This window comes from Shewanella sp. T24-MNA-CIBAN-0130, assembly GCF_040310185.1.
Classification (GTDB): domain Bacteria; phylum Pseudomonadota; class Gammaproteobacteria; order Enterobacterales; family Shewanellaceae; genus Shewanella; species Shewanella psychromarinicola.
Genome location: NZ_JBEOPP010000007.1, coordinates 52,890 through 66,533, shown reverse-complemented (window position 1 = coordinate 66,533; position 13,644 = coordinate 52,890). Strand labels below are relative to the sequence as shown.

Genomic DNA, 13,644 nt, shown 5'->3' with positions numbered 1-13,644 from the left:
GCATGAGTGTTTTAAGCGTTCGTGATGCCTAAAGCATGTCGATAACTCTTAGTGCGTTGTTTCGTTCTAAATTGATCGACCACTAAACTCCACAAGGGGGAATCATTGGTTTGTGGTGGTTTCCCTTGGCTTATGCGGCGAAGTTGGCGTTTAATGATAGCCATAGTTGCCAGCCCAGCTAAGGGCTTACTTTGCCAATTAACCATTGGAATAGACGGGATAAACTCGGGCTGTGTTCGCCACTTATTGGCTAAGTTGGGATAAAAGGCGAGGGCGCTGGCAATACCGCATAAGGCAAAGCCGGTATCAATGACTTGTTGTGCCACTGGCAGGCGATAAATCCCCCCTGTTAACATTAAAGGTATAGGGCTGCGCTGGACCAACTGCGCGGTTAAACTTAAAAAGTAAGCTTCTCGAGCTAAGGTGCGTTCATCGGCACTGCGACCTTGCATAGCGGGTGCTTCATAGCTGCCGCCTGATAATTCCACCATTTCTACTTGATGCTGCGCCAGCATAGTAATGACTTTTTCGGCATCGTCGATATCAAAGCCACCCCGTTGAAAATCGGCTGAATTGAGTTTTACCGCAATGTCAAAACCGGCACCACATCTCAGCCTAACTTGCTTGACCACTTCCATTAATAGTTTGGCACGATTATGAAGACTTCCGCCCCATTCATCATTGCGCCTGTTGGTTAATGGCGATAAAAATTGTGCCAGTAAATATCCGTGTGCGGCATGAATTTGTACGCCATCAAACCCCGCTTGTTGAGCCATGCTGGCTGTGGTAACAAAACGTTGGATAACGTCGTCAATATCTGCAGTAGTCATGGCTTTAGGCTCAGAAAACATTGATGAATGTTTACCCAGATCGAGTGCGATAGCTGATGGGGCAATATTCTTACCGCCCATGGTTTTAAACACCTGTCTGCCGGGATGATTGATCTGCATCCATACTCTGGCACTATGTTGTTTAGCCGTTTTGGCCCATTGAGTGAAGGGGGCAAGTGCGCTGCTAGAGGTTAATACCACGCCGCCAGGGCCGGTCATGGCTAAGGGATCAATCATGACGTTGCCGGTGATCATTAATCCAACGCCGCCTTTTGCCCAAGCATCATATAAGCTGAACAATGCGTGATCAGGTTGTTGCAGGGCATTAGCAAGATTTTCTTCCATGGCGGCTTTGACCAACCGATTAGGAATAATTGCGCCATTGGTCAAGGTGTATGGGGTAAAAATGGTATTAGCCATCAAATAATATCCTAAGGTAACCGCTTGAATTAATGTCTCGGTTATCCTACATGTAGCCTAGATAGTCAATTATCCTTATCAAACAGGGATAAAAAAGCACTGCAAAAGGCAGTGCTTTACACCATGTTGTCATTCGATTTTGATCAAACCGAACCCAAACCACTATTGCATTAAATTCGATAGGTTACCGTTAACTTCGCGTTGCGCTCTTCGCCGGGCAATCCGCCTAAGAACATGGCTTTATCGTAATAAGTTTCATTAAAGATGTTATTAATGTTCAATTGAACTTTATAACGCTCAACATCATAACTAATGGCTGAATCGATTACGGTGTAACTTGGTACGTAGCCGTCAGGTATGCCAAACGAACTTGAGTGTGTACTACGCTCATCCACATATTTGGCTCCTAGGCTTAATGATAGTGGCGCTGATAAGCCCAATTCTGCTGCATAAGTTACCCAAGCCCCCGCGGTTACATAAGGCACACCTTTTTGGCGTTGGCCATAATCACTACTATTGGGATTTTGATTGTCTCTGGCATCTTGGTAAACCGCGTTAAGGTTCACTTTCCACTGGTCACTTAAATAAGCATTCAGATCCAGTTCTACCCCTTTGGTATCTTCGCTGCCATCATAAAAGTATGGGTCAATATCAGGCGTGACCGCGCTACTGTCGTAATTTGGGTTGGTATAAGCCAGATTGGTGCGTGAGGTTTTAAACAATACTAATGATGCCAATAATTGGTCATCAAATGCTTTGGCGCGAATACCCAAATCATTACTGATTGATTGCGAATCTTCGCGGTCAGCTTCATTACCTTTTACGTCGCCTAACACACGGTATGCTGTTCGGCCTTTAGAGTGATTAACAAATATAGAGATATCGGCAGTAGGCATAAAGGTTAAGCCTAAATTGTAGGTTACACCGTTATCTGTGGTGTCGGCTTCTGGCTGAGGATCGGCTAGGCTACTGCTGTAGCGGGCATCAACACCTAAGTGTTCATAGCTTTGTTTAATCTCATTAAAGGCAACGCCAATACGGCTGGTAAAGCCGCCCCCTAAGTAACCCACATGTTGTACGCCCAAACCCCATGCAGTGACAGATTTATTGTAGTTACTGGTTAATAATGGGTCGTAATCTTCAAATTCTCCTTCACCCCAATTTGGGTTACGGATATCATAAATAAAAGGTAGAGAGCCTTGATAGGATTGATTGCCGTTGGGGTCTTTCAAGGTATAGTCGGCGTCGTAAATCGAATACTGCTTAAAGCGGATATCGCGGTCTTCAACGTTAACATTGACCAGTAATTCGTTACTAATGTTGCCAATGTCAAAGTCATAACGTAAGTCGGCAAAATACTGCCATGACTTTTCGTCTGCGGACACTTTGCGGTATTCCTGACGACGTGCTGCGTAGGGATATAACACATCATTTTCAACAAGCGGCGCACGAGGATTTTGGTTAATCACTCCATTTCGTTGCCAATATACATAGTTATAAGCACCCGTTTGACGAGCAAAAGCCGTTTCGTAATTACGATATTGCAGCTGTTGGTTTAAGAATAAGTTATCGGTGAGGTAAATATTATGGGTGAGTTTAAAGCGCAACTCTTCACCTTGGTTGTCTTTCGCCATCGGTGAAATAAGCCCATTGGGACCAAACTCATATGGCGTTTGTCCGTCACTGGCACTTAACGAGTCAGCCAGTTGTTGGCGCTGCTCATCGCTAAGTTGTAAACCTTTGCTGCTTGGGTCGTTAACCAGATCTTGCCAGCTAACGTCAGCTGCAGTTTTACCATCGACAGAAGCGGCATTATAAATACGGATAGGATGGCCAATCGAGTCAACCGGAATGGCATCGTTAATGTAAGCAGCAGATAGCATCAGATTTTGGTTGTCGTCTAATACAAACTTTAGTGAGCCATAAACTTCATCTCTGTCGGTACCCAAATCGCGATAGCCATCACTGCGGGCACTTTTAGCCACCACTCGATAAGCCATATCGTCGGTTATTGCGCCTGTGCTGTCGGCCATCAATGAATAAGTGTCCCATTGACCCACTTCTGCTTCAAACAACTGTTTACCGTCAAATGCTGGCTTTTTCTCAATAAGATTAATGACGCCGCCTGCGCTGCCCATGCCATAAAGTCCTGTTGCAGGCCCTTTGAGCACCTCGACTGAGCTGACGTTGGTCAGCGAACGTGTTGGGTTAAAGGTGTTACCTAAACCTGCGCCGCCATACATACCATCATAGGTATAGTTGGCACCTAATCCGCGCACCACTAAGTTGTCGCCAATACCATAATTATTGCCCGCTTGAGTCACTCCGCTGATGTTACGCACCAACTCTTGCATATTAGTGATGCCTTGCGAGTCAATTAATGCCTCATCAACAATAACCACCGCTGCGGGGGTTTCCATCAGTGACATATTCGATTTGGTCGCCAGTCCTGAGTTCATCACCACGTGGTTTTGTCTGCCGTAAACAGTAATACGTTCATAATCAGTTGGGGATGATGTATTGGCCTTATCAGTTGATGCCTGTGTTCCTGCTTTAGGCTGGCTAATGGGAGTTTGTGCGAGAGCATAAACGGGAAACAGTACACCTTGACAGGCAATGGCAAGGAGAGATAAACGGAGTAACGTCATAACAGGCACCTTTATTTACAATAGTGCGAATGATAATGATTATCATAAGTATTGCAATAGTGATTTATCTCAAATGTCGTAAAAAGGGGATATAGGTGATTTGGTTGCGGATCAATTAATCAATATGAGTGAGAAATGCGGATCACTAACTTGGCAGCGAAGGGCATAAACCATGGGGCGATTAGGTATATACGATGGCATAAAACACATTACGTAAGTCATGCAAAATGTGCACAGTCCAATAGTGTTGATTGTTTGTTGTAATGTAATAATATCTTGATTATTTGTATGGGGTGAAAAAGTTTGCTGGTACATTCATATATCAAGCGTTTGCTATTCGCATCTTAGGGGGTTTTGGGTATATAATCTGCCTCCGAAACGGTGTTGTGATAAACGCATAAGCGAAAATGAATCATTAACACAGTAAAGCATTGAAGGTAATCAAATGAATTTAAAGCAAGAGCTGCAGACTTGGAATGATAAATTAGACAAGTTTCGTCGCAAATTAGCCGCGGCTGAAGCACGTGGTGATGCCGCGATTGTCCTGCAGTTTAAGAAAGAAGTGGCAACCGTTACTAAGCGAATCGCAAATATTAAAGGCCAACAAACACGTCAGTTTAGCCAAGAAGGTACAGCGTTGAAAGCGCTAGGCTTTAAGCGCACGCTAACCAAAGCAGAACAAGCTGATATGGGCAAGTTAAATAAATCAGTTAAAGGCTTAGTGGTTGTGCATCCTTTAACGGCATTAGGCCGTGAAATGGGCATTAAAGATGTAACAGGTTTTGCTCCTGCTAAGTTCTAATATTTTCTTTTACAGTTAGTTGTCGTAAGGTTAATTCATGTCGATAAAGTATATCGCAACATCTAAGTTACCCACTCCTTGGGGGGTTTTTGCTATGCACGGTTTTGAAGAGACCGCCACGGGTAAAGAACACGTTGCGTTGACATTCGGTCAACTGGATCCCACTCAACCTATGCTAGGTCGTATTCATTCAGAATGTTTGACCGGTGATGCATTATTTAGTTTACGTTGTGATTGTGGATTTCAATTACAAGCAGCAATGCAAAGCATTGCTGAGAAAGGCCAAGGCTTTTTGTTGTACTTACGTCAAGAAGGACGTGGGATTGGTTTGCTCAATAAAATTCGTGCTTATGAGCTGCAAGATGCTGGCGCCAATACGGTAGAAGCTAATTTGCGTTTAGGTTTTGAAGCGGATATGCGCAAGTACGACATGATTTTGCCTATGCTAGAGAAAATTGGGGTCACTAAAGTGAAGTTGATGACCAATAATCCGCGTAAAGTCATGGCAATGCAAAATGTTGGCATTGAAGTGGTCGAACGTATCCCATTACAAGTAGGTAAAAATCGTTACAACGAATCATATTTAAAGACCAAGTCAACTGAAATGGGTCATATGATGTCGGAGCACTACTTCCACGATGAATAGCCTGACAACATAAAGTTTAGATGATGATGAAACAAAGGCAGATCATACCACTCATTGGTTCATCATCGTTTAGTTATACGCGTTTTTTGTATCCTTTTTCTCGCGTCATATCCGTGACGGTATTACTCATTCTTGGCAGTAATATTAGCCAAGCATCTGAATTATCTCCCGCTACATCGCCTGAATTGATCTCTGAACCAGATGCTTCTCATTATGCATTTGCCAATTACTTAGGCAGTGGTATTTATCGTACCTCTGGCCAAAGTGCTGCTGTTGCCAATATCCCGATGGGATTCGAACTTGATTCAGCAGATGATTACGTGTTGAAGTTACGTTTTACGGCATCGTTTGGTTTTTTTGATTATTCATTTAATGACTTACCTCAAGGCAGTTTTCCTAACAATGTGGGCACTATTACTTTAACGCCAGGGCTTGAATATCATTGGCTGGTGGATGATCAGCTAACATTGGAGAGTTATGTTGATTTAGGCTATGGGCATAATTTTTCGACTTACAGCCATGTCGGGATTTTTTCCACAGGCATATCGGCCCTCTATAAACTTGATGCGCCTTTATTCACCCCTGTATGGGTAAACCGAGTGTATTATGCCGGCTATCAAAGTAATCAAAATGACAGCACAGAAGGCTATTCGGTATTTAAAACCGGTATCGACTTTGGGGTTAATTATGATTGGCAGTGGCAAGATACCCTTGTTGCGCCGAGATTTTTTATTGCCGCACATTGGTATTTTGACAAACTAAAATTCGTCACCCCAGTTGGTAATGATGTTTTAACCTCATACACTTATGAAATCGGCACGACATTAGCCTTTTCAAAACCCATCAGCTTCAGTGCGATAGGCTTAGACAGCGTAAAAATCGAACATTTTGGGTTCAGTTATCAAGTGGGTGGCGGGCTTAAAGTTTGGCGATTAATTTTCGAATTTCCGCTATAAGCCCTGGCAGAGTTTAGCCATTGATAAGCTAATTTGAGCTTGCTCCCCAAATATCGGCATTGACTGGTGTTGTTGATTCTGTACTTGCTGTGTCAGAGTCAGAGTCAGCTTTAGCTTTAGCGGCAACCGTTTTATTTGAGACGGGTTTAGCTGACGGTGTTTTTACCTTCGCAGGCCGCGTTTTAGCCGCAAAAGAACCGCGGTTATCGTCTTTAGGTGGCGGCAAGGGCAGTTTGTTGGCCTTAAGATATAAGTATTCAACTTTATCACGCGCCCAAGGCGTTTTACGCAGAAACTTCAAGCTTGATTTTACACTCGGATTATCTTTGAAACACTGAATATTTATCCTAGATCCTAATTCTTCCCACCCGTACTTTTCAACGAGTTCAGTAACGATAGTTTCTAGTTTAATGCCGTGAAGCGGATTGTTTGCTTGGGTCATGGATTGTGCGAGCTAATTAAGTTTGCAATATTATACCCACATTGTCGCCAAAGTGATATCAACGTAAAAATGGCAGCCAAGGCTGCCATTTATTTAACCATACTGAATGTTATAGCTCGTTGGCTAGTTCAACTTTATCATCATCGTCAATATCATTGTCCGTATCAACATCGCCTTTGCCTTTGGTTTTTATGATCACCATCGCAGTGATTATTGCTGTGGAGACTAAACCTGCAATCGTTGACACTGTCATCGGTAAACCTGCGCCTAATGTTGATGAGTTGAGTATGAAACTAATCACCACACAAGTCATAAACATCGCCGGTACAGTACAAATCCAATGAAATTTATTATGGCGCAGTAAATAAGCTGCTGCAGTCCATAACATCATCACTGCGGTAGTTTGGTTTGCGACACCAAAGTAGCGCCAAATCACCCCGAAATCGACTTGAGTTAGCACCGCACCTACAACAAAAAGGGGCACTGCAAGCATAAGGCGCTTAGGTAACTCGATTTGTTTAATGTTAAAGAATTCAGCCAAGATTAAGCGAGCTGAACGAAATGCAGTATCGCCAGAGGTGATAGGTAATACAATGACACCCAAGATAGCTAAGAAGCCACCAAATGTGCCCAATAATCCGTTAGAGGCTTCGTACACTACGTTAGCTGGGTTGCCTGCCATACCGGCATTTAATCCTTCTACACCACCAAAGAATGATAATGCAATGGCACACCAAATTAGCGCAATAATACCTTCGCCAATCATGGCACCAAAAAACACAAAGCGGCCATTTGACTCATTTTCAACACAACGTGCCATTAATGGTGATTGTGTAGCATGGAAACCAGATACGGCACCACAAGCAATGGTGATGAACAAGGCAGGCCATAATGGCATGTCGTTAGGGTTTAAATTAGTAACGAAGTCACCCATTTCAAAACCCGCTAACATGGTGTGTTCGCTTGACATGGCTAACGCTATGATAAGTCCCACTGACATAAATACCAGTAATGCGCCAAAGAATGGGTATAAGCGACCAATGATCTTGTCGATAGGAACGATGGTGGCAATTAAATAATAGACAAAAATAATACCAACAAAGAGGGTAACATCTAAACCAGTCAGTTTGCTCAGTAAGCCAGCAGGTGCAGAGATGAATACCACGCCGACTAACAATAATAAGATAATGGCAAACAAGTTCATAAAGTGCTTGGCGTTTTTACCTAGGTATTTACCTGCTAAGCTGGGTACTGACTGACCGTTATTGCGTACCGATAGCATTCCCGAGAAGTAATCGTGAACCGCACCGGCAAAAATACAACCAAATACAATCCACAACATAGCGGCTGGGCCATATAATGCGCCTAAAATAGGACCAAAAATTGGCCCCACACCGGCAATATTTAGCAGTTGAATTAAATACACTTTACCTTTGGACATTGGCACGAAGTCGACGCCGTCTGTTTGGGTGAAAGCAGGTGTTTGTCGCTGGGTATTGATGCCGAATACTTTTTCGACAAAGGCCCCATAAATAAAGTAGCCGCCGATTAGCAGGCCCACACAGAGTAAAAACCACGTCATTTTGTTATCTCCCCATTTTTAAGTGATATCACTGTAAAGCAGTTTTTATCAAAAAAGGGTGACAGTTAATTAAGTGGTCGGATCGGGTGCCTAAGCGGTAAATAGGCAGACTAAGCGGCGAGATGAGTTGGTTATTGGTAGCCCAGTAATAATTTAAGCTCTTTTAAATAACGGCGTGAAACGGGCACTTTTGCACCACTACGGGTAGTGACTTCTGCACCTGAATCAATGAGTTCTATTTCAGAAATAGCGTTGGGAGATAATAAATATTGTTTATGGCAGCGGATTAACGGGGTTTTTTCTTGCAACACTTTCAAGGTTAATTGGGTGTGACAATAATTTTTATTTGAGCACACATGGATCCCACCGACATCACTAAAAATATATTCAACATCAGCCGTTGCGACTACTTTGAGTTTATTACCGCTGTAACAGGGTAAATGGGCTAACTGAGTTGGGATCATAGGGTGCATCATTTGTGGTGACAGATCGGCTCTGACTCGATTGAGTGTTTGGTTAAAGCGTTTTTCATCAATGGGTTTGAGTAAATAATCAAAGGCATTGTTGTCAAATGCTTTAACGGCATATTCATCATAAGCAGTGACAAAGACGACTCTAGGCATATTTTCTGGGCTAAGCATGGCAATCAGTTCCATGCCGTTAATACGCGGCATTTGAATGTCGACAAAAATTAATGCGGGTTTTAATTGGTTGATTTGTTGCAGTGCTTCAATCGCATTGCTGCATTGCCCCAACACCTGAATATCTGCTTGTAGTGCCAATAAATCGGCGATTTCTTGACGAGCAAAAGGTTCATCATCAATGATTAAACAGGAGATCATTGGTCTATCTCCTCCAGAGGTAAACGCACACTGATGCAAGTGAATAGATCGGTTTTACACTCGACCTCAATCCCGTATTGGTCACCAAATAAATTTTGGATCCGTTTGTGGACTAAATTCATCCCTAAACCCTCAGTGTTAGTGGATGGTTGGTATAAACCTGCATTGTCGGTCACGCTGAGTAATAAGTCTTCGCCATCGGGTGTGGCTTTTACATTAATAATGCCCGCATCAAGTAAGCGCGATGTTCCATGTTTAACCGCATTCTCAATCAAAGGTTGTAAGGTAAACGCGGGCATTTTTAGATGATGGTAAATTGCCGGAATATCAATGGTAACCTGCAGTTTATCAATAAAACGAGCCCGCTCTATGGAGAGGTAAGCATCAATATGCTCAAGTTCATCAGCCATGGTCACCAGCCCGGTGGTGCGAGTTAAGTTGATGCGCAAAAACTGGGATAATTGCTGTAATAATTGCTTCGACATTTGTGGGTCACGTTTAATAATGGCGCTGATAGTATTGAGCGCATTAAATAAAAAGTGCGGATTAACTTGCGCTTGTAACAATTTAATTTCTGCTTGCATCAATAAACTTTTCTGTTGTTCAAATCGCCCGTAGAGAATTTGGTTTGACAGTAACCTTGCAATCCCTTCGCCTAAGGTGCGATTAATGTTTAAAAAGAGCTTATTTTTAGGTTCGTATAACTTAATGGTGCCAATGACCTCATCGTTACTGAGCAGTGGTATGACTAGACTTGAACCTAAACTGCAATTAGCGGCTATGGAGCAAGCATAGCTAGTGTCGACACCATCGGCAAACATCACCCGATTGTGTGCAATGGCATCAAGGGTGATTTGGGATGAAATTGGCGTATTAGGAATATGATGATCAGCCCCAATACCAATAAAGGCGAGTAATTTATGTCTGTCTGTAATGGCGACAGCCCCGACTTGGGTTTCTTCTATGACGATTTGGGCAACCTTTTTACTCGACTCCAAATCAAAGCCCTTGGACAATAATCCGACACTGCGTTCAGCTATTTTGAGCGCGTTGGTCGAAAAACTGGATGAGAGTTTATCAAACATGGCTTTTTGGTCGCGAACAATACTCATAAACATCGCCGCGCCTAGGGAGTTAATCAGTAGCATAGGTGGAGCGATTAGCTTGACCAATTCCCAAGCTTGGTCAAAGGGTTTTGCGACCAGTAAAATAATTGACATCTGCATTATTTCAGCCATAAACGTCACCCCAAATACGATAATAGGCTGATAAGCCAATTCAGGTTTACCGGCTTTTTTTAAATAATAGCTGATCATCCCAGCAGATAAGCCTTCTAAGGTGGTCGATATCGCGCAGGCAATATCGGTAAATCCCCCCATAGAATAACGGTGTAATCCACCCGTTAGCCCAACCAACAAACCAGTGACTGGACCACCTAGCAATCCGCCTAATACAGCCCCCATCGCCCGAGTATTGGCAATGGCTCCTGATGTTTGCTCACCAAAGTAAGTTGCCATAATGCAAAAGCTGGAGAACACAAGGTAGATAAAGATTTTATGAGGTAAGCGTTTTGATGTTTCTGCAAAAAATTTAAATAACGGCGTTTTACTGACTAAGTAAACGAGAACTAAATAAACACACATCTGTTGTGTTAGCAGTAATATTAACGGCATATTTTCTCTTATGGATTCATTAAAGGCAGTCAGATTTTGGTGGCTAAATATATTATTTTTTTGCTCTGATAAGAGAGCCATTACTGGTTAGCTGGGGGTCGCTAGTGGCGTCTCGTTGCCACAAATATGAGTGCAATATAAATAATACTACTTTAATTTTAGCATGATATTAAAAGGCATCAGCAGTAATTGATTATCAACTCAAGGCTATGACCGAATAGAGATTAGAGATAACGTATCTCTGTGCGCAGCTTATTATCGGGTCCGATCTCTAATAATGACTCGTCTTCAATGATGAATTGTCTGTGCTAATCAAGTATATCTGCGCCCACACGTTGAAACCATTAAAGGTCAATGTTATGGGTATTTGATCACATCATTGGACATCGTGCTTGCCAACATATCTGTTGATAATACTCATCGAAAAGTCCTATCGTTAGCGTGATGTTTTTCTTAATAAATCAGATTGCTTGGTGTTACTTTGCTGATAAAAATCATCAATGAGTATTCTGAGTATTTTTGATTTAGCCACTTTGTTGCTTTTGGCTATCTCATCTAATTGTGAAATACTTTTTTCGGTTAATGTAAAAGTGGCATGACGATAAATTTTAGTACTTTTTTTATCGAGCCCTTTTAGAAAGTCTTGAGTCGTTGAGGTGATAACGGGCTGGTCATGAGACGCCCCTAAACCCAACGCATAATTATTAGCATCTTCAATAAAGTCGTCAACAGATACCTTGACTCGGGTATCTTTAGTTTTCTTGCGCTTAAGATCAGTTAAACTCATAGCTATTTTCTGGCGGAATGGCAAACAGTTCATCGGCAATGGCTCTAATTTCATCAGCAGCTTTACCGCTAGGATCGATTTCTAGGACAGAAGAGCCACTTTCTTCACTATCATCATAGATATTACGACTAAACGTCACTGAGTTGAGTGCACGTAAACCAAAAGACTCCACGACTTCCTTCGCTTCTAAAATACGTTTACCTTGAGATGGCAGTGCAGGGCATTGCGTTATCACAATGGCTGCAATCATTTTGGGATTGACCATCTTACAGGTACTGAGCATGTCTTCCATATGAGGTAAGGTTTTAAGATCGCGACGCTTTGGACGAAGCGGGATCACAACATAGGTTGCTACAGACATGGCCGCTCGCATTGCAAGGTTATCTTGGCCGCCACAATCAACAATGACATAGTCAAACCGTTCATTTAAACTCAGCAGATCATTACGGATTTTGCCATAAAGCTGAATACAATTGATGGCTTTTAGGCTGGGGTCATTATTGCGAGCTTGGATCCAGTCTGATGTGGTTCGTTGCGGGTCGCAGTCAACCATTAGCACATTGGCATCGTATTTTTGACTAATGTGTACGGCAATATTTTGTGCTAAACAGCTTTTTCCACTGCCACCTTTTTCTCCGCCGACGAGCAATATCATGTTGTGATCCTTGATGCTAGGCGCCTTGTTGCACCGAAAATATTGATTGGTATTTTATTTTGAGTACAGAGCCGCCATAGGGTACTGCATAAAATAATCAATTAAATAAGCTGTAAAGCAATATGGTAACTGTAAGGCGAGCATTCGGTACAGCGACAGACTTGGCCTTTAATCGTATTTTGTTTATTGGTATTTTCATTGAACGTTAATGCGATCAAATCACCGACTTTAAAACTGGCTTTGAAGTCAAATAAGACTCCTTTGCGGGCGAGGTCAATACAGATACCATGGTCTATACATGATTCGCCTTGTGCATTAATCCAATCTAGACGGATCCGCTCAGCTTCCATATCTAAACGTAAAGAACTGCGTTTTTCTTCGAACCCTGTTGGCTCTTGCCCCATTATGTATCTCCTTGAAATGGTTAATCTGTCAGCATCTATATCTGTTGCTTTGTGACGGTTCATTACCAACAATACTTAATATCTATTAATCTAACAATTTTCTGGTTTTATTCTATAATTTCAGCTTTTAACGTTCTACTGTTAACTTTTAGCATAGTTACTTTGTTAAGCAAAACCAAACTTTGGTCAACATGCCGAGTAATCGATACTCGGCTTTATTTGGCTGAACCGTTAAGATGATTAATTATCGTAGTCTTGGTTTTTAGGGTAAGGCATTTTCAATTGGCCCCAGCGGATCACGATAACGGTGCTCGCCAGTAAAATGGTCGAAAGCGAAATCGCTAAAATACGCCAATCTTCCATGCCCTTCATGTCTAAAATTAAATACCGAGCCAAGGCGACAATCGCAATATAAAGCGGCATACGGATAGGTAATTTACCTGATTCGATATAATTGACCACCATAGCTAATACTTCAAGATATATGAATAGTAGGAGTAAGTCAGCTAGTTCCACGGTTCTAATGTCAAACATATGAAGAATTTCTTCACCAATGGCAAATACGGTCGCCAGTGCAATAATAAATAACACTAAATATTCGATACTTTTTAAGGATTTTAGGCCTAAGTTTCGCAGTTGTCGCATAATCTTCTACATTAACAAAATCAAGATACTATTATTGACGAATTTGGGATGATTTCCCAGCATTGTTGCTCTATTTTGCAAGATATATCATGGCTTTTTAATAAGTTCTGTCTTAAAAAACGTTAGCCGTACTGAACTGATCAAGTACACCATATGATTGGTATGACTCATTTTAAGATTGACTGGGATAAAACAAGAAGTGTTACAAGTATTGCAGGGGCTCTATATGACAGACATAAAAAAACCGCTATAGCTGTGCTTTAGCGGTTTAAATCGATTATTGCTAAGGATCTATACAATAATATATGGCTA

13 protein-coding genes are annotated in these 13,644 nt (G+C 42.1%); 3 read left to right on the top strand and 10 right to left on the bottom strand.

Annotation, left to right across the window (positions count from 1 at the left end):
• Window positions 1–11: 11 nt before the first annotated feature.
• Together AAEZ02_RS04590 and AAEZ02_RS04585 are read right to left on the bottom strand one after the other, a co-directional pair.
• Window positions 12–1,250 (bottom strand): NADH:flavin oxidoreductase/NADH oxidase family protein, encoded by a 1,239-nt coding sequence (locus AAEZ02_RS04590; RefSeq protein WP_124011774.1) that lies wholly within the window; start codon window positions 1,248–1,250, stop codon window positions 12–14.
• A 170-nt stretch (window positions 1,251–1,420) separates the two neighbouring features.
• Window positions 1,421–3,898, bottom strand: a complete 2,478-nt coding sequence (locus AAEZ02_RS04585; protein ID WP_124011773.1) for a TonB-dependent receptor — start codon at window positions 3,896–3,898, stop codon at window positions 1,421–1,423.
• Window positions 3,899–4,343: 445 nt separating this feature from the next.
• Here AAEZ02_RS04585 and AAEZ02_RS04580 point away from each other — a divergent pair, with 445 nt between their 5' ends.
• The 3 genes from AAEZ02_RS04580 to AAEZ02_RS04570 are packed head-to-tail and all read left to right on the top strand — an operon-like array spanning window position 4,344 to window position 6,302.
• Entirely contained in the window at window positions 4,344–4,700 is a 357-nt protein-coding gene (locus AAEZ02_RS04580; RefSeq protein ID WP_101032117.1) for a YibL family ribosome-associated protein, read from the top strand.
• 37 nt (window positions 4,701–4,737) lie between these two features.
• The gene (ribA, locus tag AAEZ02_RS04575; RefSeq protein WP_101032116.1) at window positions 4,738–5,346 is read left to right on the top strand and encodes a GTP cyclohydrolase II; all 609 of its coding nucleotides are present in this window, start codon (window positions 4,738–4,740) and stop codon (window positions 5,344–5,346) included.
• 20 nt (window positions 5,347–5,366) lie between these two features.
• The gene (locus AAEZ02_RS04570) at window positions 5,367–6,302 is read left to right on the top strand and encodes a hypothetical protein (protein WP_124011772.1); all 936 of its coding nucleotides are present in this window, start codon (window positions 5,367–5,369) and stop codon (window positions 6,300–6,302) included.
• Between the two features lie 28 nt (window positions 6,303–6,330).
• Here AAEZ02_RS04570 and AAEZ02_RS04565 read toward each other — a convergent pair whose 3' ends face one another.
• The 8 genes from AAEZ02_RS04565 to AAEZ02_RS04530 form a co-directional block, all read right to left on the bottom strand.
• Window positions 6,331–6,744: a VF530 family protein gene (locus AAEZ02_RS04565; protein WP_124011771.1), complete on the bottom strand. Its 414-nt coding sequence runs from the start codon at window positions 6,742–6,744 to the stop codon at window positions 6,331–6,333.
• Between the two features lie 109 nt (window positions 6,745–6,853).
• Complete coding sequence (locus tag AAEZ02_RS04560) at window positions 6,854–8,326, bottom strand: carbon starvation CstA family protein (protein WP_101032113.1); 1,473 nt, start codon at window positions 8,324–8,326, stop codon at window positions 6,854–6,856.
• Window positions 8,327–8,457: 131 nt separating this feature from the next.
• Complete coding sequence (gene btsR / locus AAEZ02_RS04555; protein WP_124011770.1) at window positions 8,458–9,168, bottom strand: two-component system response regulator BtsR; 711 nt, start codon at window positions 9,166–9,168, stop codon at window positions 8,458–8,460.
• Window positions 9,165–10,841: a sensor histidine kinase gene (locus AAEZ02_RS04550; RefSeq protein WP_124011769.1), complete on the bottom strand. Its 1,677-nt coding sequence runs from the start codon at window positions 10,839–10,841 to the stop codon at window positions 9,165–9,167. The genes btsR and AAEZ02_RS04550 overlap by 4 nt, the downstream gene beginning before the upstream one ends.
• 436 nt (window positions 10,842–11,277) lie before the next feature.
• Entirely contained in the window at window positions 11,278–11,628 is a 351-nt protein-coding gene (locus AAEZ02_RS04545) for a replication protein RepA (protein ID WP_101032110.1), read from the bottom strand.
• Window positions 11,615–12,283: an AAA family ATPase gene (locus AAEZ02_RS04540; protein WP_101032109.1), complete on the bottom strand. Its 669-nt coding sequence runs from the start codon at window positions 12,281–12,283 to the stop codon at window positions 11,615–11,617. Before AAEZ02_RS04540 ends, AAEZ02_RS04545 begins: the two co-directional genes overlap by 14 nt.
• A 101-nt stretch (window positions 12,284–12,384) precedes the next feature.
• On the bottom strand, window positions 12,385–12,687 hold the full coding sequence (locus tag AAEZ02_RS04535; RefSeq protein ID WP_101032108.1) for a PilZ domain-containing protein: 303 nt from the start codon (window positions 12,685–12,687) through the stop codon (window positions 12,385–12,387).
• A 240-nt stretch (window positions 12,688–12,927) separates the two neighbouring features.
• A complete protein-coding gene (locus AAEZ02_RS04530; RefSeq protein WP_101032107.1) occupies window positions 12,928–13,332 on the bottom strand; it encodes a phosphate-starvation-inducible protein PsiE in 405 nt (134 codons plus the stop codon).
• Window positions 13,333–13,644 lie beyond the last annotated feature (312 nt).

Coding starts and splice junctions, on each gene's coding strand:
- AAEZ02_RS04590 (WP_124011774.1), bottom strand. CDS start 1,250: ATGGCTAATACCATTTTTACCCCATACACCTTGACCAATGGCGCAATT.
- AAEZ02_RS04585 (WP_124011773.1), bottom strand. CDS start 3,898: ATGACGTTACTCCGTTTATCTCTCCTTGCCATTGCCTGTCAAGGTGTA.
- AAEZ02_RS04580 (WP_101032117.1), top strand. CDS start 4,344: ATGAATTTAAAGCAAGAGCTGCAGACTTGGAATGATAAATTAGACAAG.
- ribA (WP_101032116.1), top strand. CDS start 4,738: ATGTCGATAAAGTATATCGCAACATCTAAGTTACCCACTCCTTGGGGG.
- AAEZ02_RS04570 (WP_124011772.1), top strand. CDS start 5,367: ATGATGATGAAACAAAGGCAGATCATACCACTCATTGGTTCATCATCG.
- AAEZ02_RS04565 (WP_124011771.1), bottom strand. CDS start 6,744: ATGACCCAAGCAAACAATCCGCTTCACGGCATTAAACTAGAAACTATC.
- AAEZ02_RS04560 (WP_101032113.1), bottom strand. CDS start 8,326: ATGACGTGGTTTTTACTCTGTGTGGGCCTGCTAATCGGCGGCTACTTT.
- btsR (WP_124011770.1), bottom strand. CDS start 9,168: ATGATCTCCTGTTTAATCATTGATGATGAACCTTTTGCTCGTCAAGAA.
- AAEZ02_RS04550 (WP_124011769.1), bottom strand. CDS start 10,841: ATGCCGTTAATATTACTGCTAACACAACAGATGTGTGTTTATTTAGTT.
- AAEZ02_RS04545 (WP_101032110.1), bottom strand. CDS start 11,628: ATGAGTTTAACTGATCTTAAGCGCAAGAAAACTAAAGATACCCGAGTC.
- AAEZ02_RS04540 (WP_101032109.1), bottom strand. CDS start 12,283: ATGATATTGCTCGTCGGCGGAGAAAAAGGTGGCAGTGGAAAAAGCTGT.
- AAEZ02_RS04535 (WP_101032108.1), bottom strand. CDS start 12,687: ATGGGGCAAGAGCCAACAGGGTTCGAAGAAAAACGCAGTTCTTTACGT.
- AAEZ02_RS04530 (WP_101032107.1), bottom strand. CDS start 13,332: ATGCGACAACTGCGAAACTTAGGCCTAAAATCCTTAAAAAGTATCGAA.